This window comes from Pseudarthrobacter sp. TRD_SC_9 (assembly GCF_055361265.1).
On record NZ_CM143956.1, the window covers coordinates 2805525 to 2826642 of the forward strand.

General features: G+C 63.2%; 18 protein-coding genes and 1 pseudogene. 8 read left to right on the forward strand and 11 right to left on the reverse strand.

Going from position 1 to position 21118, the window contains the following annotated elements; translation table 11 throughout:
- Positions 1-17: 17 nt before the first annotated feature.
- The 8 genes from ACWA13_RS13005 to glmS form a co-directional block, all read right to left on the reverse strand.
- The gene (locus ACWA13_RS13005) at positions 18-1103 is read right to left on the reverse strand and encodes an inositol-3-phosphate synthase (protein ID WP_463934619.1); all 1086 of its coding nucleotides are present in this window, start codon (positions 1101-1103) and stop codon (positions 18-20) included.
- Between the two features lie 166 nt (positions 1104-1269).
- Positions 1270-2298, reverse strand: a complete 1029-nt coding sequence (gene mgrA, locus ACWA13_RS13010; protein WP_463934620.1) for an L-glyceraldehyde 3-phosphate reductase — start codon at positions 2296-2298, stop codon at positions 1270-1272.
- A 179-nt stretch (positions 2299-2477) separates the two neighbouring features.
- Positions 2478-4256, reverse strand: coding sequence for a malto-oligosyltrehalose trehalohydrolase (gene treZ, locus ACWA13_RS13015; protein ID WP_463934621.1), 1779 nt, complete (start codon positions 4254-4256; stop codon positions 2478-2480).
- Complete coding sequence (gene treY, locus ACWA13_RS13020; RefSeq protein ID WP_463934622.1) at positions 4253-6580, reverse strand: malto-oligosyltrehalose synthase; 2328 nt, start codon at positions 6578-6580, stop codon at positions 4253-4255. Before treY ends, treZ begins: the two co-directional genes overlap by 4 nt.
- Positions 6577-8835, reverse strand: coding sequence for a glycogen debranching protein GlgX (gene glgX / locus ACWA13_RS13025; protein ID WP_463934623.1), 2259 nt, complete (start codon positions 8833-8835; stop codon positions 6577-6579). The genes treY and glgX overlap by 4 nt, the downstream gene beginning before the upstream one ends.
- Positions 8836-8906: 71 nt before the next feature.
- Positions 8907-10523 carry an NAD(P)H-hydrate epimerase gene (locus ACWA13_RS13030; RefSeq protein WP_463934624.1) on the reverse strand — a complete coding sequence of 539 codons (1617 nt, stop codon included), beginning with the start codon at positions 10521-10523 and terminating at the stop codon, positions 8907-8909.
- A 14-nt stretch (positions 10524-10537) separates the two neighbouring features.
- On the reverse strand, positions 10538-10885 hold the full coding sequence (locus ACWA13_RS13035; RefSeq protein ID WP_463934625.1) for a holo-ACP synthase: 348 nt from the start codon (positions 10883-10885) through the stop codon (positions 10538-10540).
- 4 nt (positions 10886-10889) lie between these two features.
- On the reverse strand, positions 10890-12782 hold the full coding sequence (glmS, locus tag ACWA13_RS13040; RefSeq protein ID WP_463934626.1) for a glutamine--fructose-6-phosphate transaminase (isomerizing): 1893 nt from the start codon (positions 12780-12782) through the stop codon (positions 10890-10892).
- Positions 12783-12927: 145 nt separating this feature from the next.
- On the opposite strand from glmS, the gene coaA reads away from it, so the two are divergent.
- Genes coaA through mscL form a run of 3 tightly spaced genes read left to right on the forward strand, consistent with a single transcriptional unit; the run spans position 12928 to position 15179 of the window.
- Positions 12928-13893, forward strand: coding sequence for a type I pantothenate kinase (coaA, locus tag ACWA13_RS13045; protein ID WP_463934627.1), 966 nt, complete (start codon positions 12928-12930; stop codon positions 13891-13893).
- Positions 13894-13895: 2 nt separating this feature from the next.
- Positions 13896-14774: a M15 family metallopeptidase gene (locus ACWA13_RS13050; RefSeq protein WP_463934628.1), complete on the forward strand. Its 879-nt coding sequence runs from the start codon at positions 13896-13898 to the stop codon at positions 14772-14774.
- A 24-nt stretch (positions 14775-14798) separates the two neighbouring features.
- Positions 14799-15179: a large conductance mechanosensitive channel protein MscL gene (gene mscL, locus ACWA13_RS13055; RefSeq protein WP_463934629.1), complete on the forward strand. Its 381-nt coding sequence runs from the start codon at positions 14799-14801 to the stop codon at positions 15177-15179.
- Between the two features lie 79 nt (positions 15180-15258).
- Here mscL and glmM read toward each other — a convergent pair whose 3' ends face one another.
- The 3 genes from glmM to rplM all read right to left on the reverse strand — a co-directional run bounded on the left by glmM (position 15259) and on the right by rplM (position 17753).
- Positions 15259-16623 carry a phosphoglucosamine mutase gene (gene glmM, locus ACWA13_RS13060; RefSeq protein ID WP_463934630.1) on the reverse strand — a complete coding sequence of 455 codons (1365 nt, stop codon included), beginning with the start codon at positions 16621-16623 and terminating at the stop codon, positions 15259-15261.
- Positions 16624-16765: 142 nt separating this feature from the next.
- Positions 16766-17275 (reverse strand): 30S ribosomal protein S9, encoded by a 510-nt coding sequence (gene rpsI / locus ACWA13_RS13065; protein WP_463934631.1) that lies wholly within the window; start codon positions 17273-17275, stop codon positions 16766-16768.
- A gap of 34 nt (positions 17276-17309) precedes the next feature.
- Entirely contained in the window at positions 17310-17753 is a 444-nt protein-coding gene (gene rplM, locus ACWA13_RS13070) for a 50S ribosomal protein L13 (RefSeq protein ID WP_463934632.1), read from the reverse strand.
- Positions 17754-18037: 284 nt separating this feature from the next.
- On the opposite strand from rplM, the gene ACWA13_RS13075 reads away from it, so the two are divergent.
- From ACWA13_RS13075 to ACWA13_RS13095, 5 genes and pseudogenes are all read left to right on the forward strand, one after another.
- Complete coding sequence (locus ACWA13_RS13075; RefSeq protein ID WP_463934633.1) at positions 18038-18673, forward strand: prepilin peptidase; 636 nt, start codon at positions 18038-18040, stop codon at positions 18671-18673.
- Positions 18674-18999: 326 nt separating this feature from the next.
- Positions 19000-19212, forward strand: a pseudogene (locus ACWA13_RS13080) (type II secretion system F family protein); the annotation flags it as partial.
- A 169-nt stretch (positions 19213-19381) separates the two neighbouring features.
- Positions 19382-19594, forward strand: a complete 213-nt coding sequence (locus tag ACWA13_RS13085) for a Flp family type IVb pilin (RefSeq protein ID WP_463934634.1) — start codon at positions 19382-19384, stop codon at positions 19592-19594.
- A 115-nt stretch (positions 19595-19709) separates the two neighbouring features.
- Positions 19710-20081: a TadE/TadG family type IV pilus assembly protein gene (locus ACWA13_RS13090; protein WP_463934635.1), complete on the forward strand. Its 372-nt coding sequence runs from the start codon at positions 19710-19712 to the stop codon at positions 20079-20081.
- Positions 20069-21106, forward strand: a complete 1038-nt coding sequence (locus ACWA13_RS13095) for a pilus assembly protein TadG-related protein (RefSeq protein ID WP_463934636.1) — start codon at positions 20069-20071, stop codon at positions 21104-21106. The genes ACWA13_RS13090 and ACWA13_RS13095 overlap by 13 nt, the downstream gene beginning before the upstream one ends.
- The last annotated feature ends 12 nt before the right edge of the window (positions 21107-21118 follow it).

Here is a 21118-nt window from a genome sequence, read left to right on the forward strand (position 1 = left end):
GGAGCGTTGCGGTGGCTCTAGCGCTCGAGGTCGCCGCGGATGAAGGCTTCAACCTTTTCACGGGCGAGATCGTCGTTAAACTGCTCCGGCGGGGACTTCATGAAGTAGCTGGATGCAGAGAGCAGCGGACCACCGATGCCACGGTCCAGGCCGATCTTGGCGGCGCGGATGGCGTCGATGATCACACCTGCCGAGTTAGGCGAGTCCCAGACCTCAAGCTTGTATTCCAGCGAAACCGGGGCGTCACCGAAGTTGCGGCCTTCGAGGCGCACAAAGGCCCACTTGCGGTCGTCAAGCCACTGGACGTAGTCCGACGGGCCGATGTGCACGTCTTTGGCGGCAAGCTCAGCCTCAACGTTGGAGGTGACGGCCTGAGTCTTGGAGATCTTCTTCGATTCCAGGCGGTCGCGCTCAAGCATGTTCTTGAAGTCCATGTTGCCGCCGACATTCAGCTGGTACGTGCGGTCCAGCGTGACACCGCGGTCTTCGAACAGCTTGGCCATGACGCGGTGGGTGATGGTGGCGCCGATCTGGCTCTTGATGTCGTCACCCACAATCGGGACGCCGGCAGCGGTGAACTTGTCAGCCCACTTCTTCGTGCCGGCGATGAAGACGGGGAGGGCGTTGACGAACCCGACGCCGGCATCGATGGCGCACTGGGCGTAGAACTCTGCAGCGTCCTGGGATCCGACCGGAAGGTAGCAAACCATAACGTCTACCTGGGCATCCTTCAGGGCCTGGACAACGTCAACAGGCTCCTCCGCGGACTGCTCGATGGTCTCCAGGTAGTACTTGCCCAGGCCGTCAAGAGTGTGGCCGCGCTGCACGGTGACACCGGTGGGTGCCACATCGGCGATCTTGATGGTGTTGTTCTCGCTGGCGAGGATGGCGTCGGCTAGATCAACACCCACCTTTTTACCGTCGACGTCGAATGCTGCGACGAACTGGACATCGTTGACGTGGTACTTGCCAAATTCAACGTGCATCAGACCCGGAATCGTGGCCTGGGGATCGGCGTCCCGGTAGTAGTGGACACCCTGGACCAGCGAGGCGGCGCAGTTGCCCACTCCAACAATGGCTACACGGATCGGATTCGAAGACACGGAACTCCTTAGGAACTAACGTCTGGTGCAGCCGTTCCTGCGGCGGAACCATAGGCTCCGGAGGGGACGGCGGGCAATCACAGCGCCATACGGCGCCTCTACATTCTACCAACTGTGCCGGACGGGCTGATGTTCCCCGCCCGGCACAGCCTTAATCTCTGGCAGATCAGCGGGCGCTGATGTCCGATTCGGCAGCAAACTTGTCTATCGCGGCCAGCTCCTCCACAGTGAAGCCGAGGTTGTTGATTGCTGCCAGGGTGTCTTCCAGCTGGCGGACACTGGATGCTCCCACCAGCGCTGATGTGACAGGCGTGCCCTTGGGCTGGTCCCGCAGGATCCACGAGATGGCCATTTGCGCCAGGCTCTGGCCGCGGCCACCGGCAATATCCGTCAATCCCCGGACCCGGTCAAGGGTGTCCTCCGTAATGGCCGCTTCGGAGAGGAACCGGGCCTTCGCTGCCCGGGAGTCTTCGGGTATGCCCTTGAGGTACCGGTCGGTCAACACACCCTGGGCCAATGGCGAGAACGCGATCGAGCCTGCGCCTACCTGCTCGAGCGCTTCATAAAGGTTGGGCGAGCCGTTCTCCGTCCAGCGGTTGAGCATGGAATAGCTGGGCTGGTGAATCAGCAGCGGGGTGCCCAGTTCCTTCAGGATCCGGGCGGCCTCCAGCGTCTGCTCGGGGGTGTAGGAGGAGATCCCCGCGTACAGTGCCTTGCCGGAGCGGACGGCGTGGTCCAAGGCCCCCATGGTTTCCTCCATGGGGGTTTCCGGGTCCGGCCTGTGGCTGTAGAAGATGTCCACGTAATCCAGGCCCATGCGCTGCAGCGACTGGTCAAGGCTGGACAGCAGGTACTTGCGGGATCCCCACTCCCCGTACGGGCCCGGCCACATGTAATAGCCGGCCTTGGTGGAAATGACCAGTTCGTCCCGGTAAGGCTTAAAGTCGTCGGCGAGGTGCCTGCCAAAGTTAGTCTCGGCGGAACCATCCGGCGGTCCGTAATTGTTGGCGAGGTCAAAGTGGTTTACGCCAAGATCGAAGGCACGGCGCAGGATGGCACGCTGGTCCTCAAACTTCTTGTCGTCTCCGAAGTTGTGCCAGAGTCCCAAGGAAATTGCTGGAAGCTTGAGACCGCTGCGGCCAACGCGGCGGTAAGGCATGGTGTCGTAGCGGTTCTCCGCAGCGATATAAGTCATATTTACTATCCTGCCAGCTGTGACCCACACAACAGAACAAATTCAAACAATTAAGCCCCCGGCTGACGCTTACGCGCTTCTGCCGGACGTCCCGGCTGCAGCCACCGTGGGCGCACAGCCGGGACTGCAGCAAGCAGGCCTTCGGGGATCGTCTTTGACCGGTTTCCACTTGAACGGGCTCAGGAAGGTGCAGCGACCGCCACGATTGCGGCACTCCACGGTGCCAGGGAGAGGACAGCGCCTTCCAGCGCCGTGACGTCCTCGGTCGCGAGCACCAGCGCGCCCGCCGCGTCCTGCAGCCGGACCGTTTCGTCGGAGACGTTGAGCAGCACCTCCACCGATCCGCGCTGAAAACGCAACCAGCCGGCGTCATCGTCAAAAATGACCTTGGTGTCCGTAAAGCCCAGCCCCGCGAGGTCAGGATATTCGCGTCGTAGCGCGATCAGCGAACGGTACAGGTTCAGCAGCCGCGCTTGGTCGCCGTCAGCAGCTTCCTCCCACGTCAGCTTGGAGCGCTCGAAGGTTTCCGGGTCCTGGGGATCAGGCACGACGTCGGGATCCCAGCCCATGCGCTCAAACTCCCGGATGCGGCCTTCCGCGGTAGCCTTCCCCAGTTCGGGCTCGGGGTGGGAGGTGAAGAACTGCCAAGGCGTGGTGGCCCCGAATTCCTCGCCCATAAAGAGCATTGGCGTGTAGGGAGAGGTCAACGTGAGCACGGCTGCTACCGCAAGGCGGCCGTACGGCAGTGACTGCGACAACCGGTCGCCCACCGCCCGGTTGCCGATCTGGTCGTGGTTCTGGTTGCAGACCACCAGCGCGGACGGATGAACCAAGGCAGTGTTGATGGGACGCCCATGGTGCCTGCCGCGGAAGCTTGAGTAGCTGCCGTCGTGCAGGAACCCGTCCTGCAGGACCTTGGCCAGCACCTCCAGCGACTCGAAATCCTCGTAGTACCCTTCCGTTTCGCCACTGACGGCGACGTGCACGGCATGGTGGAAGTCGTCGCTCCACTGCCCCGTGAGCCCGTACCCGTTCTCGTTCCGTGGGTACAGCAGCCGGGGGTTGTTCAGGTCCGACTCCGCAATAAGCGTGCGCGGAAGGCCGGTCTCTGCTGCAATGGCGTCACCCAGTGCACCGAATTCCTCCAGCAGGTGCACTGCCCGTTCATCACGCAGCGCATGGACCGCATCCAACCGGAGCCCGTCCACGTGAAAATCCCTAAGCCACATCGCGACGTTGTCCAGGATGTACTCGCGGACGACGTCGGATCCCGGACCGTCCAGGTTGACGGAATCTCCCCAGGTGTTGGCGTCGCCCTGCTTCAGGTACGGTCCGAAGCCGGGCAAGTAGTTGCCGCTGGGTCCCAGGTGGTTGTAGACGACGTCCTGGATAACCCCGATGCCGGCGGCGTGTGCTGCGTCCACAAACCGCTGGTAAGCAGCCGGGCCGCCGTACCCTTCGTGGACCGCGTACCACTGCACACCGTCATAACCCCAGTTGTGCGTGCCGTTAAAGGCGTTAACCGGCAGCAGCTCAACGAAGTCCACGCCCAGGTCAGCCAGGTAACCCAGCTTTTCGATGGCAGCGTCCAGAGTGCCTTCGGGGGTGAATGTGCCCAGGTGCATCTCGTAGATAACTGCACCTTTGAGGTCCCGTCCCCGCCAGGCAGCATCCTGCCAGGTGTAAGCGGATGGATCGAAGGTCCGCGAAAGCTTATGGACTCCCTGCGGCAGCCGACGCGAGCGGGGGTCCGGTAGCGCCGGTTCGCCGTCCAGCTTGTAGCCGTAGTCGACTTCTCCGGTCTCCGGAGCCTCTGGCGCCGTCCACCAGCCATCAGCGCCGGGGCCACGATCCACGCGGACCATTGCCATGTCCCGGCCATCGACCTGCAGCGTCACCTGTTTGGCCTTGGGCGCCCATACGTCGAAGCGCTCCGGTCCTGTGCTGTGAAGAGTCATGCCGTGCCTCCTTCAGGTACCAGCAAAGCCACGGGATAGACGCGGAGGATCTCTGAAACCTCCACCTTTCCGGGACCGAACTGCTGGCCGGTCAGTTCATCAGTTAAGGCAACAGGAAGTTCGACGGCGGTATCGGCCCAGCCGCCCGATTCTTCCAGTCCGTAGGGGAGCCTGGTAGCCAAGGCAACGGCCCCAACAGCATCTGCTGCGCCGCGGTCAAAAGCGACCAAGTGAAGCGCCGCCGATCCCGTGGCTGTCAGCGGCCGGTAGCCGGCGAACAGTTCGGGCCGGTTCCGCTTGAGCCGCAGTGCCCTGGAGGTAACCAGCAGCTTGGCCGATTCTGCCGTGTAGGACGCGGGCAGTACGCCGTCGTCCAGTTCGGCCAGGGCAGTACGGCGCCTGTCGAAGTCCACAGTGCGCCGGTTGTCCGGGTCCGCCAGGGAGCGGTCCCAAAATTCGGTGCCCTGGTAGACATCCGGCACACCGGGCATGGTGAGCTGGATCAGCTTGGCGGAGAGCGAGTTGGACGCTCCGTGCGGTTCAATCCGGGCAACGAATGCCGTCAGCTCGGTCCGGACTTCCGGGTTGTCAAAAACGGCGTCGACGGCGGCCAGCAACTTGGCCTCGAAGTCCTCATCGGGGTCGGTCCAGGTGGTGGAGTTACCGGCTTCGCGGGCCGCCTTTTCAGCATAGCTGCGAAGCCGTTCGCGGCCTGCCGGCCAAGCACCTGCAATGGCCTGCCACAACAGCGCGGCGAGCGGCCCGTCCGGCAGCGGCGCAAGTTCGCGCAGCTTGGACAGCGTGGCGGACCATTCCGGCACCATCTCGGAGATGACCGAGATCCGGGCACGGGTGTCTTCGCTGCGCTTGGTGTCGTGGGTGGTCAGCGTGGTCATGGACAGCGGCAACTTCTCCTGCCGCCGTTCCATCCGCCGGTGGAACTCTTCCGGGGACAGCGAGAATTCGGTGGGGTCGGCGCCTACCTCGGTGAGCGTACCGAGCCGCGTGTACCGGTAGAAGGCGGTGTCCTCCACGCCCTTGGCCATGACCATCCCCGAGGTCTGCTGGAAGCGGCGTCCCAGTTCCTTTTCCGGGTCGGCCAGGAGTACCGATAGCTTTTCAATAGCACCGGCAAGGTCCGGACGGGACTCGCTGGCATTCTGACAGGCATCCTTCAGGACACCGGCGCCTTCCGGAAGGTAGGTCCGGTACACCGGGAAAGCCGCGATGATTTCGGCCAGCCCTTCAGCTGCCTCGTCCTCCGTCAGACCGCTGTTGTCCGGAAGCAGGCGGACCAACCGCAGGATCTCGGAGTGGAGGATGCCGTCCTCCATGTCCCGCTTGGTGCCATGGATCATGTCCTCATAATCAGCCGCGCCGGCGCGGCCCCGCAGCCGGGAGTCCAGACGGGTCAGGGGCGCCTTGCCCGCGGGGTCCACGAAGAGCCGGTCCACGTCCGCGAGCGCGTCGTAACCGGTGGTGCCTTCGCAGTCGAACTCCTCGGGCAGCTCCTCGCCTGGCTCCAGGATCTTCTCCACCAGGACGTACGCTCCGCCGCTGATCTCCTTGAGCCACTTCAGGTAGCCGGCGGGATCTGCCAAACCATCCGGGTGGTCGACGCGCAGCCCGTCCACGAGGCTTCCGTCGAACCAGCGCTTCACCTCGGCGTGGGCAGCATCAAACACCCACGGAATTTCGACCTTGATGCCCGCGAGCGTATTCACGGCGAAGAACCGGCGGTAGTTCAGTTCCGAGTCTGCCCGCCGCCAAGCAATAAGCTCGTAGTGCTGGCGGTCATGGACATCGCGGGGATTGTCCCCAGGCTGGTAGCTGCCTTCGGCCAGCGGAAAGCGGTGCCCGTAGTAGCGGAGTTCGCCGTCCTTGATCTCCAGCTGGTCCAGTTCGTCGTCATCCCCCAGCACCGGGATCCGGATGCGGCCGCCGCCGAAGTCCCAGTCGACGTCGAACGCTTCCGTATAGGGTGACTGGCGGCCCTCCTTGAGCAGCGACCACCACCAGGGATTTTGGGGTGGCGAGGCTACGCCCACGTGGTTGGGGACGATATCCACCAACACGCCCATTCCGGCTGCCCGGGCTGCGCGGGAAACGGCAAGGAGCCCCTCCGGTCCGCCGCGGTCAGGGTCCACGGCGGACGGGTCGGTGACGTCGTAGCCGTGATCCGAGCCCTTTTCTGCCGTCAGGATGGGAGACAGGTAGAGCCAGTCCACACCCAGGTCCTTGAGGTACGGAACCGTAGCGGCGGCGTCATGAAGCGTGAACTCCGACCGGATCTGCAGACGGTAGGTAGATAAAGGAGTCTTCACTTGGCCTCGTCCTTCCGCTGCCCCACCTTGGTGGTTTTTCCGGGCTCGGGGACGGCGGGCGTGCTGAGCGACTCAGTTTCGCTGCTGGTTGCCTGGGTCAGCGCGGCAAGCGAGGCGGCTACTGAGTGGTCAGGCTCAGTTTCAGGCATGGAGTGTGCACGCAGGACAACCAGTGATTTCGCTTCCACCGGCAGGGAATCCCCGGCCATGACCGGTTCAGTGTCTGCGTTCTTCCCAGCGGTGTCGATGATGATGTCCCAGGCAGGAGCGTATTCGTCCGACGGCAAGGTGAAGTTCACGACGTCGTCGTGGGCGTTGAAGTACAGCACGAAGTTGACGTCCGTGATCCGGCGGCCGCGTGCGTCCTTGCCCTGGATGCCATAGCCATTCAGGAACACACCGATGGACCGGCCAAAGCCACTGTGCCAGGCTTCGGGCTTCATGGTTTCGCCGTCCGGGTTCAGCCATACGATGTCCGGCAGCCGTTCGCCTTCACCCCGGAGGACCGGGCTCCCGTCGAAGAACCGGCTGCGGCGGAAGGTGGGATGCTTGGCACGCAACGCGTTGACGGCGGCCGTGAACTCCACCAGTGGCTGGTCGATGGCATCCCAGTTGATCCAGGTCAGCTCGGAGTCCTGGCAGTAGCCGTTGTTGTTGCCCCGCTGGGTACGGCCCAGCTCGTCACCGTGCAGGAGCATGGGGACGCCCTGGGAAAGCAACAGCGATGCGATGAAGTTGCGCTGCTGCCGGGCCCGCAGCGACAGCACTACGGGATCGTCGGTAGGACCCTCGACCCCGCAGTTCCAGGACCTGTTGTGGGACTCGCCGTCGTTATTGTCCTCACCGTTGGCCGCATTGTGCTTTTCGTTGTAGGAGACGAGGTCAGCCAAGGTGAAGCCGTCATGGGCCGTGACGAAGTTGATGGACGCTACGGGACGACGGCCGGAGTGCTCGTAGAGGTCAGCGGAGCCGGTGATGCGCGAAGCGAATTCGGCCAAAGTGGACGGCTCGCCGCGCCAGAAATCGCGCACGGTGTCGCGGTAAGCGCCGTTCCATTCCGTCCACAGGGGCGGGAAATTGCCCACCTGGTAACCACCCGGGCCAACGTCCCAGGGCTCAGCGATGAGCTTGACCTGGGAAACGACAGGGTCCTGCTGGATGAGCTCGAAGAAGGTGGAGAGCTTGTCCACGTCATAAAACTCGCGGGCCAGCGTGGATGCAAGGTCGAAGCGGAAGCCGTCCACGTGCATTTCGGTGACCCAGTAGCGCAGCGAATCCATCAACAGCTGCAGCGAGTGCGGCTGGCGGACGTTCAGCGTGTTGCCGGTACCGGTGTAATCCCTGTAGTACTGCTGGTCGTCTTCCATCAGACGGTAATAGGCGGCATTGTCGATGCCTTTGAAGGACAGGGTGGGCCCCAGATGGTTGCCCTCGGCTGTGTGGTTGTAGACGACGTCGAGGATGACTTCGATGCCTGCCTTGTGCAGAGCGCGCACCATTGCCTTGAAGTCCTGGACCTGCTGGCCGGTGTCACCGGTGGAGCTGTAGGTGTTCTGCGGAGCAAAGAATCCGATGGTGTTGTAGCCCCAGTAGTTGCTGAGGCCCTTGTCCTGCAAAGTGCCGTCATTGACGAACTGGTGCACCGGCATCAATTCGATGGCGGTGATGCCGAGCTTCTGCAGGTGGGCAATGACTGAGGGGTGTGCCACGCCGGCGTAGGTACCGCGCTGCTCTTCCGGTACTTCCGGGTGCAACTGGGTGAGGCCCTTGACGTGGGCTTCGTAAATCACCGTCTGGTGGTACGGGATCCGGAGGTTCTGGTCACCGTCCCAGTCGAAGAAGGGGTTGATAACCACGCCCATCATCATGTGCTGCGCAGAGTCCTCGTTGTTGATGGTCTCCGGACCCTCACCCAGGTTGTAGGTGAACAGAGCCGGATCCCAGTCAATCTGCCCGTGGACTGCTTTGGCGTATGGGTCCAACAGGAGCTTGTTGGGGTTGAAGCGGTTGCCGGAGGCGGGATCGTAAGGACCGTGCACGCGGTAGCCGTACTTCTGGCCGGGCTGTATCTGGGGGATGTAGCAGTGCCAGACGTAGCCGTCCACCTCGTCGAGGGTGACACGCGTTTCCTTGCCGTCGTCGTCAAAAAGGCACAGTTCCACTTTGTCGGCACGCTCGCTGAACAGCGCGAAGTTAGTGCCGGTGCCGTTGTACGTGGCTCCCAGCGGATAGGCGCTTCCAGGCCAAACTTCCATGATGCTCCTCATTGGTATTGACTGACCAGCCGGGAGGAGTAAAGCTCCCTGCTGACGGTGCGAACTACTGCCTACCCTATTGGCAGGCCCTGACTGTTACGTGAGCGGGGTACAGAGTTACTAAGCATGCTGACTTTACCTAGGACTTGGGGTAAGGCTTCGCTGACGTCGCCAGCGGTGATCGGCCCACCGCCCCGGGCCTCCGACGCCGAGGTCCCCGCGAGTCCGTGGAGTGAGGCTCCCAGTGCAGCCAGTGCAGCCCAGCGTCCGGCATCGCTGATGCCCAGTGCCCGGTGGCGTCCGGCGTCGGGATCTGCCTGCGCCAACAGTGCGCCGATGATCCCGGCAAGGACGTCGCCGCTTCCGGCGGTGGCCAGCCACGGTGTCCCCTCCGCTTGGCTGAATACGCAAGCGCCGGGGGTGGCCACCAGGGTGGTGGCGCCTTTGAGCAACACGGTAGCGCCGGTGATCCCAGCGGCGAGAGCAACGGTTTCCAGGGGGGAATGTTCGACGGCGGCCCGCTCGGTTTCGTAGCCCAGGCGGGTTAACAGCGTGGCGAGCTCGCCGGCGTGCGGTGTCAGGACAGCCTGCGGTCCCAGCGATGACGCCAGCCCGGTCAGGGCGCCGGCGTCGACGGCCACGGGCAAGCCGGAGGCCACGGCGTCCCGGGCGCGCCGCAATTGGTGGTCATTGCCGCCGGCGTCGGCCCCCGCAGCAGAGCCGGATCCCGCCGGCACCAGCCCGGGTCCGACCAGCCAGGCCTGCACATGTGCATCGGCGACCTCGCCGGTGGAGCACACCACTTCCGGGCAGGCCTGCTGCACCAACGCGGCCACAGCCGGTGGCCCCAGGTAGCGCACCATGCCCACTCCGGCGGCCAGCGCCCCCTGGCAGGCCAGCACCGCAGCCCCGGGGTAGGACTGGGTCCCGGCCACGATGCCGAGCACACCACGGGAATACTTATGCGACCTGCGGGCCGGCTGCGGCAGCAGCCCGGCAAGCTCGGCCGCTTCCAGGCGCAGCACCGATGGCTCTCCCAGCCACGATTCGATGCCGATGGGAACCACCACGATCCGGCCGGCATAGTCCGCCCCGGGATCGGCCAGCAGCCCGGCCTTTGCGGCCCCGAACGTCACGGTGAAGGTTGCCGGGAGGACTGGCCCCGCCACTTCCCCGGTGTCAGCGTTCACGCCGCTCGGGACGTCGCAGGCCACAACCAGCCCGGGCGGGGCGGCAGCTACGGCCGCCACCAGCGCCGCCACAGGACCACTGAGGCCGCCGTGCGCACCGGTACCCAGGACGGCGTCGATGACAACATCGGCGCAGGAGCACAGCTCAGCGAGTTCCGGCGTCGAACGTTCGGTGACTTGTTGGATGATCCCGCCGGAGGCCTTAAAGGCTGCCAGGCCGGCAGGGTGCGCTTCCGCAGAGGTGAGGATCGCCGTGGTGTGCAGTCCCCGGCGGCGCAGGATGGCAGCGGCGAAAAGTCCGTCTCCGCCGTTGTTGCCTTTCCCCACCAGAACGACGGCGGAGCCGCCGTAGAGCCGGCGGTTCCGCCCCTGCAACTCACGGATGGTGGCGTTGGCCAGGCCGTAGGCGGCCCGTTCCATCAGGATGCGGCCGCTACCTTGATTGAGAAGCGGCTTTTCAGCGTCTCGAATGTTGGTTCCGGTGTACGCCCTGATCATGGTGATGTCAGGGCTCAGCCTTCGGCCAGGACCGTCGCGGTGGCAATTCCGCCGTCATGGCTCATCGAGAGGTGCCAGCGCTTGACTCCCTTGGACTCGGCTACAGCCAGGACGGTGCCCTTGACCTTGATGGTTGGGCCGTGCTCGTCAAGGCCGATCCAGCAGTCCTGCCAGTTCATGCCGGCCGGGGCGCCCAGTACCTTGGCGACGGCCTCCTTCGCGGCAAACCTTGCAGCGAGGGAACGGGTGTTCAGTTCCCTCTCTGCAGGGACGAACAGCCTGTCACGCAGCCCAGGGGTGCGCTCCAACTGCCGTCCGAACCGCTCGATGTCCACAACGTCAACGCCTATGCCAACAATCATGCGGCTATTCTACGGTGACGCTCTTGGCCAGGTTGCGCGGCTGGTCCACGTCGTAACCCTTGGCGGAGGCCAGCTCGGCGGCGAAGATCTGGAGCGGGACCGTGGTCAGGAGCGGCATCAGCAGTGTGGGAGTCCCTGGCACGTAGAACACGTACTCGGCGTAGTCCTGGACTGTCATGTCGCCTTCCTCGGCGATGACCAGGGTACGCGCGCCACGGGCCCGGACTTCCTGGATGTTGCTGACCACCTTGGCGTGCAGCGAGTCACGGCCGCGCGGCGACGGTACTACCACGAACACCGGCTGGCCATCGTCGATCAAGGCGATCGGGCCATGCTTGAGTTCGCCGGCCGCAAAGCCCTCCGCGTGGATGTAAGCGATCTCCTTGAGCTTGAGCGCGCCTTCCAGGGCCACGGGGTAACCCACGTGGCGGCCAAGGAAAAGCACCGACTTTTCATTGGCCATGCTGCGGGCAAGCTCGCGCAGGGGGCCGGCGTTGTCCAGGATGGTCTGAATCTTCTCAGGGATCTTGGACAGGTCCGCCAGGACGTCCTTGATCTGGCCGCTGAAGATGTTACCGCGCAGCTGTGCCAGGTACAGGCCCAGCAGGTAGGCGGCGGTGATCTGGGCCAGGAATGCCTTGGTGGACGCAACGGCGATTTCCGGCCCGGCGTGCGTGTACAGCACGGCGTCTGATTCACGCGGGATCGTGGACCCGTTGGTGTTACAGATGGAGATGGTCTTGGCGCCCTGCTCCCGGGCATAGCGCACGGCCATCAGGGTGTCCATGGTCTCGCCGGACTGGCTGATGGACACCACCAGCGTGTTCTCATCCAGAATGGGGTCGCGGTAGCGGAACTCGTGGGCCAGTTCCACCTCGGTGGGGATCCGGCACCAGTTCTCGATCGCGTATTTAGCAACCATGCCGGCGTAGGCGGCAGTGCCGCAGGCCAGCACGATGATCTTGTTCACCTGCTTGAGCAGCTCAACATCGATGCGGATCTCGTCGAGTGTCAGCTTGCCGTTGAGGTCCGAGCGGCCCAACAGGGTCTGCGCCACGGCGTCTGGCTGGTCGTGGATTTCCTTCTCCATAAAGGAGCTGAAGCCGCCCTTTTCGGCAGATTCCGGGTCCCAGTCAACGTGGTATTCCTTGCCGACACCGGGGACGCCGAAGAAGTCGGTGATCTCCACGGTGTCCGCGGTGATGGTGACGATCTGGTCCTGGCCCAGCTCGACGGCGCGGCGGGTGTAGTCGATGAAGCCGGAGACATCGGAGCCGAGGAAGTTCTCGCCCTCGCCCAGGCCCACCACCAGGGGTGAGTTGCGGCGGGCGGCAACGACAACGTCCGGCTGGTCGGCGTGGACGGCCAGCAGGGTGAAGGCACCTTCGAGTCGCTGGCACGCTAGCTGCATGGCTTTGGTCAGGGCGCCGTCACTGACGTCCCCCTTGAGCTGGGTACGGAAAATGTCTCCTAGCAGGGCCGCCGCCACCTCAGTGTCCGTCTCTGAGACGAAGCTCACACCCTTGGCCAGCAGTTCCTGCTTGATTTCGGCAAAGTTTTCAATGATCCCGTTGTGGATGACTGCCAGTTTGCCGCCGTCCGCGAGGTGCGGGTGGGCATTACGGTCCGTGGGTCCACCGTGGGTGGCCCAGCGGGTGTGACCGATTCCGGTGAGCGATGCGGGCAAGGGCCGCTCTTCCAGTTCGGTCAGCAGGTTGGCCAGCTTCCCGGATTTCTTACGGGTGGAGATGACTCCATCCGCTACCACTGCCACTCCGGCGGAGTCATAGCCCCGGTATTCAAGACGACGCAGGCCTTCCAGGACAACGTCCAGGGCGCCATGGGTTGAAGCTTCTTGGCCGTTGACCCGGCCCACGTATCCGACGATTCCACACATAGGCTTAACCCTAACGTCTCCGGGGTGCTGCCTTTACATCATTGCCCTCATCGGCTGGCCCCCGAAGCGGGGCAGGCGCTTGTTCCCGGGAGTTTTGTGCCGTCCCGGTTCGCTCTGGGCGTCGGGAAGGGGCAGAATCACTAAAGTGACTTTGCAACGCAACGAAGCGAACGGAGAGGGTACCTCTCCTTTCGTGGAGCTGGACCGCCACACGTGGTCCCGCCTGGCCGCCCAGATGGAGCAACCCCTCAATTGGGAGGATGTCCTGCGCCTTCGCGGCCTCGGTGATCCCCTGGACATGACGGAAATCCGTGATGTCTATCTGCCGCTCTCGCGCCTGTTGCACCTCTATGTGGAAGCCGCAGGCCAGTTGCATGCCGCCACCACCACGTTTCTTGGCGAGAGCACCCAACGCACTCCGTTTGTGATCGGCGTGGCCGGTTCCGTGGCGGTTGGCAAGTCCACGATCGCCCGGGTACTGCGTGAGATGCTGCGGCGGTGGCCCGGGACGCCGAATGTTGAACTCATCACTACCGATGGTTTCCTGTACCCGCTTGCCGAGCTGAAGCGCCGCCAGCTCCTGGACCGCAAGGGCTTTCCGGAATCCTATGACCGGCGGGCACTGCTGCGGTTTGTCAGTGCTATCAAGGGCGGCGCGGAGGAAGTCCGCGCACCCTGGTATTCACACGTCACTTATGACATTGTGCCCGGCCGCGAAGTGGTGGTCCGCCGCCCGGACGTGCTGATTGTCGAAGGCCTGAACGTGCTGGCCCCAGCGCGTCCGCGGCATGATGGCCGGCAGGGCCTCGCGCTGAGCGACTTCTTCGACTTCTCCATCTACGTTGACGCCAAGACCGCCTATATAGAGGAGTGGTACGTGGACCGGTTCCGCAAGCTCCGCACTACGGCCTTCGCGCAGCCCGAGTCGTATTTCCACCGCTACGCCACGTTGTCTGACGAAGAGGCGGAGAAAACTGCCCGGGATATCTGGAAGCGCATTAACGAGCCTAACCTTGAGGAAAACGTGCTGCCCACCCGTGGGCGGGCGCAGCTGGTGCTCACCAAGGATGCCGACCACTCCATCCGGCGGATGCTGCTCAGGAAGGTCTAGCCATGTGCCGGGATTGTGAACCTGCTCCGTCCGGGGCCAGCCGCCGCAGCTTTGCCACATTCCTTGCCGTCGGTGCCGGACTCACTGTCCTGACCGCGTGTAGCCCGCCTGCCCCCGCTGGTCCCGTACAGACGACGGAGGCATCGACGGCGGCAACTGCGTCCGGCACCCCGTCTGCAGCTGCGTCCTCATCACCTTCAGTCCCCGCCGAGACAGCGGAGCCGGTCAGCGAAGCCCCTGTGGTTCCGGAACCTGCGCCGTCTGCTGCCCTGCCCGGCCAGTTCTCCCTGACCGATCCGGCCAGTCCCTGGCTGGTGGTGAATAAGAACTGCCCGCTGCAGCCTGCTGATTACGTTCCGGCGGATCTCGTTCAGCCGTCCGTTGCACTGGCCACGTTCGGTGAGTCAGCCCTGCTGAACAGCACCACGGCGGCGGCGGCCGAAGCGATGTTCGCGGCGGCAGCCAACGACGGCGTCTACCTCACCCTGGCCAGCGGCTACCGTTCCTACGGCACCCAGGTCACCACGTATAACAACTACGTCGCTGCCCGCGGTCAGCCGGATGCGGACACGGCCTCGGCCAGGCCTGGCTATTCGGAGCACCAGACCGGTTGGGCCTTTGATATCGCGGACGGCGGCGGGGCCTGCAGTTTCCAGCCCTGCTTCGCCGAACAGCCGGCAGGCGTGTGGGCGGCGGCCAACGGCCACCGCTACGGGTTTGTGGTGCGGTACCAGTGGATGTTCCATCCGGTCACAGGCTACTACTACGAGCCCTGGCACCTGCGCTACATCGGCGTCGAAGCAGCCACTGACATGACCAACAAAGGCATCCACACGCTTGAGGAATACTTTGGGACCGGCGCAGCGCCGGGCTACCCCTGATCAGATGTGCGCTACTTTTGATCCATGCTGAGTGGATTTAAGAGTTTCCTGATGAAGGGCAACGTCATTGACCTTGCCGTCGCTGTCGTTATCGGTGCCGCTTTCGGCTCGGTTGTGACCTCCATCGTGGATGGCCTGCTGACCCCGCTGATCGGCCGGCTCTTCAGTGCCAACGGAATTGAAGAGATGCAGTGGGAAGGATTCATGTATGGATCCGTCATTTCCGCCGTCATCTCCTTTGTCCTGGTGGCCGCAGCGATCTACTTCATCGTTGTTGTCCCCATGAACCATATGGTCGAGCGCCGCAACCGCCGCCTTGGCATCACTGACAAAGAAGAGGCAGTCGATCCCCACATTGCCCTGCTCACCGAGATCCGCGACTCGCTGCGGTCCCGTCAGAGCTAACAGCGGCACACAACCAACAGCAGCCCGTCTCCTCAGGAGGCGGGCTGCTGTTGTTATTCAGGCGCTGGGCTTCAGGCTCTTACGAGTCGGTGACGAGTTCCAGGGCCAGTTCGGTGCGGACCACCTGGGCCAGGTGCTCAGCCACTTCCTGCGCTGTGGCCTCGTCCGGCGCTTCCACCATGACACGAACCACAGGTTCGGTTCCGGACGGGCGCAGGAGCACGCGTCCGCCGTCACCCAGGCGTGCTTCAGCAACAGCGACGGCGGCAGCCAGCTTTACGTCGCCGTGCACCCGGGAGCGGTCCACGCCGCGGACGTTGATGAGCACCTGGGGAAGCTTGGTCATAACAGTGGCCAGCTCCTTCAAGGGCTTGCCGGTGAGGGCCACCTGTGCGGCCAGTTGCAGGCCGGTCAGGACGCCATCGCCAGTGGTGGCGTGATCGGCGAAGATCACGTGGCCGGACTGCTCCCCGCCCAGGTTGAACCCGCCGTCGCGCATTCCCTCGAGAACGTACCGGTCGCCAACGGCGGTCTCTCTGAGGTGAATTCCCGCTTCACGCAGGGCGATCTTCAGTCCCAAATTGCTCATGACGGTGGCCACCAGGACATCGTCGACGAGCTTGCCGGAAGCCTTCAGCGCCACGGCCAGGATGGCCATGATCTGGTCACCGTCCACCTCGTTGCCCTCGTGGTCCACGGCCAGGCAGCGATCGGCGTCACCGTCATGCGCAATGCCCAGGTCTGCGCCGTGCTCCAGCACCGCGAGCTTGAGCGGGCCCAGGTGCGTGGACCCCACGCCGTCGTTGATGTTTAGACCGTCAGGCTCAGCACCCATGACGATCACGTCAGCACCGGCGTCCTTGAACACCTGAGGTGAGCAGCCGCTGGCAGCGCCGTGGGCGCAGTCCAGGACCACTTTGAGGCCGTCGAGGCGGTGCGGAAGGGTGCCCAGCAAGTGCACGATGTAGCGGTCCTCGGCGTCGGAGAAGCGCTGGATGCGTCCCACATCGCCGCCAACAGGCCGGAAGGCTTCCTGGGTCATCTGCGCCTCGATGGCGTCTTCTACGTCGTCCGGGAGCTTCTGGCCGCCCTTCGCGAAGAATTTGATGCCGTTATCCGGAGCCGGGTTGTGGGAGGCGGAGATCATCACGCCAAAATCCGCCTGCAGATCGGCCACCAGGTATGCGGCCGCGGGAGTGGGGAGTACACCGGCGTCATAGACGTCGATGCCGGAGCTCGCCAGCCCGGCTTCCACGGCCGCAGCGATGAACTCGCCACTGGCTCGTGGGTCACGGGCCACCACGGCACGGGGCCGGGCGCCGGACGTATTTCGGTCATGGCCAAGCACCACGGCTGCGGCCTGGGCCAGTTGCATTGCGAGCTCAGAAGTCAGCAGGCCATTGGCCAATCCGCGGACACCGTCGGTTCCAAATAATCTAGACACCGGTCAAGTCTAGGGGATGCTCCCCCGATGCCCTGCCTTGGCGAAGCTTGCCAGCTCAGGAGGACGTGGCGGAAAGCACAAAACCCGTCCCGCCACAGAGGCGGAACGGGTTTTGTTGAGCGCCTGGGCGCCGCAAGCGGATTTAGCGCTTGGAGTACTGCTGAGCCTTGCGGGCCTTCTTGAGACCAGCCTTCTTACGCTCGATGACGCGGGCGTCACGACGCAGGTAGCCGGCCTTCTTCAGGGTGGCGCGGTTGTTCTCAGTATCGATCTCGTTCAGTGAACGGGCGATGCCGAGGCGCAGTGCACCGGCCTGGCCGGAGATGCCGCCGCCGTGGATACGGGCGATGACATCGTAGGCGCCATCCAGATCCAGGATCCGGAAGGGCTCGTTGACGTCCTGCTGGTGCAGCTTGTTGGGGAAGTAGTTGGCAAGGTCGCGGCCATTGATGGTCCACTTGCCGGAGCCCGGGACAATCCGGACGCGGGCAACAGCTTCCTTGCGACGGCCAACTGCTGCGCCGGCAACCGTAAGGGCCGGGCGCTCCTTCTTGGGAGCAGCTGCTTCAGCAGCACCGCTCTCAGAGGTGTAGCTGGTCAGGTTTTCCTCAGCCTCAACGGCTTCGGTGGTCAGTTCTTCGTTCTGAGCCACGATTCTCCTTGTATAAGTTGTTTGGTGGCCAGGACTACTGGGCGACCTGGGAAATTTCGAAAGTCTTGGGCTGCTGGGCGGCGTGCGGGTGCTCGGCACCGCGGTACACCTTCAGCTTGCCCAGCTGCTGCGCAGCGAGGGAGTTCTTCGGGAGCATGCCACGGATGGCCTTTTCCACGGCGCGGACCGGGTTGGATTCCAACAGTTCCGCATAGGTGGTGGAAGTCAGGCCGCCCGGGTAACCGGAGTGGCGGTATGCGCGCTTCTGCTCCAGCTTGGCGCCGGTCAGGGCTACCTTCTCGGCGTTGATGATGATGACGAAGTCGCCCATGTCCATGTGGGATGCAAAGGTGGCCTTGTGCTTGCCGCGCAGCAGGATTGCGGTCTGGCTGGCGAGACGACCAAGGACAACGTCTGTGGCGTCAATGACGTGCCACTGGCGGTTGATATCGCCGGGCTTCGGGGTGTACGTACGCACGGTGTTTGCCTCGTTCTTATTCTGGCGTTCTTGTTTAGGTGTCGCTCAATCGCGTGCACCTACTATCTATGCGCTACCGGAACAGAGGTGAGGGCTCTATGTAACCAGTCATCCTTATGTCCCGAATGTGACCGCTGAGTAGTTATCCTGCAACCGGATTCTCAAGCGGACACGCATCATCGAGATAGGACACGCACAACGACTACCAAGAATAGCCTGAACCCGGGGGCTGGGTCAAAATGGGCTAGCGTGTCAGCCATCTGCGGCGGTTCTAGGGAGAAAATGTGGACACTGTACCGGCCGTTGTAGCCGCCTTATCCGGCATGCTCCTGTCCGAGCTGGCCGCCCGGTTTATAGCGGTGGCACTCCCCCGCCTCGGTTCCCTGCCCCCTCTTACGGTCAGAAGTACGACGGCGGTACTCACCGGAGCGCTCTGCGCGGCATTTGTCCTGAGTTTCGGAGTCAGTCCCCTTCTTCCAGCCATGGCCGTCCTCACCGTATTAGGCATGCAGCTGGCCCGGATCGACCTGGCCCTACATCTGCTCCCCAATCCGCTGGTACTGGCTCTCGGCGCCGGCGGCTTTACGTTTCTTCTACTGCCCGCCCTCTTGGAAAACGACTGGGGAAATTTCCTCCGCGGTGTGGTCGGAGCAGCAATTGCTTTCATGTTCTATTTTTTGTTGGCACTTATTACGCCCGGAGCCATGGGAATGGGCGATGTAAAACTGGCTGCGCCGCTCGGGCTGTACCTAGGCTACGCAGGCTGGCCCCAGCTCTTTTACGGAATACTCCTGGGCCTGGCCCTCAACGGCCTCGTCACTGTGGCTCTTGTTGCAATTAAGCGCGGAATTTCGCCAAAAGGAGTAGCTCACGGACCCTCAATGATTGCTGCCGCTGTTGGCGTGCTGTTGTTTCTTTAAGGGCCCTTATACGCGCGGCATTCGCTTGGTGCGCGTAGAACTTCAAGGGCAGGCCCCGAATTCGATTGACGCAGAAAGATCATTTACGCAGTCGAGTACGGGAAGGTGTACCTCTCAAAGGAACCGGCAGACGCAGTCGAAGATAACGCCGGCGTCGTCAATGGAAGCAGGGTATTCAAATGAGCCGTTTCATCATAATCACCCCCGATCAGGCCTTTGAACAACGGACGCGTGTTGCTGCCGCCGGCATGCCGGGCTCTCTGCAGCACTTCAATGCGGAATACTTGCCAAGCACGCCATCCGGAACCGGGCCCAGAAACGCCGAAATTCGGCTTGAGTTGCCCAATGCCTTAGACCAGATGCTGATCTCAGTACAGGCTGGCTTGGGCTTCGAAGCCGCCATGAGCCGGGCTGGCGAATTCAACAACGGACCACTTGCAGACGACCTCATCCGCACCCTTCAGGACATTCAGGTGGGACGGGGTCCGAAAGAGGCCTACCTCGCCCTGGCTCAGCGTGTGGACGTACCGGATGTGCGGATTGCCAGCCTGACCGCAGTATCCGCACGGTAAATGCGCAGGAAGAGCCCAGACAGTCAAGCCTTTCCGAAGGATGCTGCAAGGTCCGGCCGATACGGCTTTTTCGCTTGCTAGCTTCGTTTCAGAGCTGGTACAGGGCCAGCCATCCGAACTCGCTCAGGAGTACGAAATGCTTTCTCTTTACACCAACCTCATGATCCGCCTCCGTAACGAAGAAAAGGGCGCCACCGCTGTTGAATACGGCATTATGGTCGCTCTCATCGCTGTCGTCATCATTGGGGCGGTCACGCTCCTTGGCACAAACCTCAATAGCATGTTCACCGGAGTCAGCGGCAAGATTCCGGTTCCGGCCGTCGTAGTGCCCCCCGCAGCTACCACCTAACACCAACGCAGAGGGTGGTGCCGGCAGTCCGCCGGTACCACCCTCTGCCCTCTCATAGACAGTCCAAGCCACGAGCTGGCCCCAAGGCCACTCCAAGAAAAGAAGGTGCAGCGCGATGCAGAACCCGGAACGCGGTGCAGTGGCCGTTGAGTTCGCGATCCTGCTGCCGCTGCTGCTGATGCTGGTTTTCGGGATCATCGAATTCGGCCGGGCCTACAACGCCCAGATCACCCTCACCAACGCTGCCCGGGACGGGGTGCGTGTCATGGCCATTTCCAACGACCCCGCGAGCGCCAAGGCTGCGGCGAAAAACGCGGCAGCTTCCGTGAGCGCAACTATCCCGGTATCAGACATCACGCTAAGCACGCAGGTATGCAGCATCGGCAGCCAGGTAACCCTCACCATCAAGTACAACCTGTCCACCATTACCGGCATCGCCGGCCCGTTCCCCATGACCGGCAATGGAGTAATGCTATGCGGCGGCTGAAGGCAACGAACTCCAACGAGCGCGGAACCGTCACTGTCATCGCCGCACTCCTGCTGGTGGTCCTCCTCGGTTCGGTGGCGATCGCCGTCGACGTCGGGGTCATCTACTCCGAGCGCGCGCAGCTGCAGAGCGGCGCAGACGCCGCCGCCATCGCCACCGCCCAGAAATGCGCCGGGAACGCTGCCGGACCGTCATGTTCGACGACGTCGGAACTTGCCAAGAGCTTAGTAAACCAAAACGCCCATGACGGCATGAGCAACGTCCGCGCGATCGAACTGGACAAAACCGCCCGCACGGCGGTGGTTTATACATCGGCCAAGGAGACCGGCGGCGCCAGCAATTCCGTGTCGCTGTTCTTCGCAGACATCCTGGGGATTCCCACCAAAGAGGTGGGAGCCCGCGCTTCGGCTGCCTGGGGCAGCCCTATAAAGGGACGCACAGCCTTTCCCCTTGCGTTCTCGGTATGCCAGGTCAAGGACCGGATTGACGGCTCGTTGCAGCTCCTCCAGGAACACGGAAAGAATGCCAACGCCGACTGTAACTACGGACCTTCCGGGGCGGCCGTTCAAGGCGGCTTCGGCTGGCTCACCCAGGATCCGGGAGTCTGTGGCGGAACAATCGACCTGGCTGTCAGCGAAGGCGGCAGCGACCCCGGCAACAACGCGCCGGGCAACTGCTCCACGGAACTCAACCGTTGGGCCAGCGAGATAAGGGCCGGTCGGGACATCGTGGTCCTGCTGCCGGTCTTCAACAAGGTAAACGGTACGGGTTCCGGCGCTATCTACGGCATGGCTTCTTTCGCCGCATTCAAAGTAACAGGGTGGAAGTTCAGCGGTGACGCCAGCCTCCCGTTTGCCTTCCGCAACACATCCTCAGTCACTACCGGGGTAACCGCAGCAACAGCATGCACTGAAAACTGCCGCGGAATCATCGGCAGCTTCATCAAGTACGTTTCCCTCGCCGACGGCTACACCCTTGGACCCGTGGACGAGTACGGCGCCACCATCGTCCGCCTCGGTCTCTAGTCCTACCGCACA

What these genes read in the sequence shown, in the direction of transcription:
- mgrA (WP_463934620.1), bottom strand. Translation starts at nt 2,298, where the DNA reads ATGACTTATATCGCTGCGGAGAACCGCTACGACACCATGCCTTACCGC.
- treZ (WP_463934621.1), bottom strand. Translation starts at nt 4,256, where the DNA reads ATGACTCTTCACAGCACAGGACCGGAGCGCTTCGACGTATGGGCGCCC.
- glgX (WP_463934623.1), bottom strand. Translation starts at nt 8,835, where the DNA reads ATGGAAGTTTGGCCTGGAAGCGCCTATCCGCTGGGAGCCACGTACAAC.
- ACWA13_RS13030 (WP_463934624.1), bottom strand. Translation starts at nt 10,523, where the DNA reads ATGATCAGGGCGTACACCGGAACCAACATTCGAGACGCTGAAAAGCCG.
- ACWA13_RS13035 (WP_463934625.1), bottom strand. Translation starts at nt 10,885, where the DNA reads ATGATTGTTGGCATAGGCGTTGACGTTGTGGACATCGAGCGGTTCGGA.
- glmS (WP_463934626.1), bottom strand. Translation starts at nt 12,782, where the DNA reads ATGTGTGGAATCGTCGGATACGTGGGCCGGGTCAACGGCCAAGAAGCT.
- ACWA13_RS13050 (WP_463934628.1), top strand. Translation starts at nt 13,896, where the DNA reads ATGTGCCGGGATTGTGAACCTGCTCCGTCCGGGGCCAGCCGCCGCAGC.
- mscL (WP_463934629.1), top strand. Translation starts at nt 14,799, where the DNA reads ATGCTGAGTGGATTTAAGAGTTTCCTGATGAAGGGCAACGTCATTGAC.
- ACWA13_RS13085 (WP_463934634.1), top strand. Translation starts at nt 19,382, where the DNA reads ATGCTTTCTCTTTACACCAACCTCATGATCCGCCTCCGTAACGAAGAA.
- ACWA13_RS13090 (WP_463934635.1), top strand. Translation starts at nt 19,710, where the DNA reads ATGCAGAACCCGGAACGCGGTGCAGTGGCCGTTGAGTTCGCGATCCTG.
- ACWA13_RS13095 (WP_463934636.1), top strand. Translation starts at nt 20,069, where the DNA reads ATGCGGCGGCTGAAGGCAACGAACTCCAACGAGCGCGGAACCGTCACT.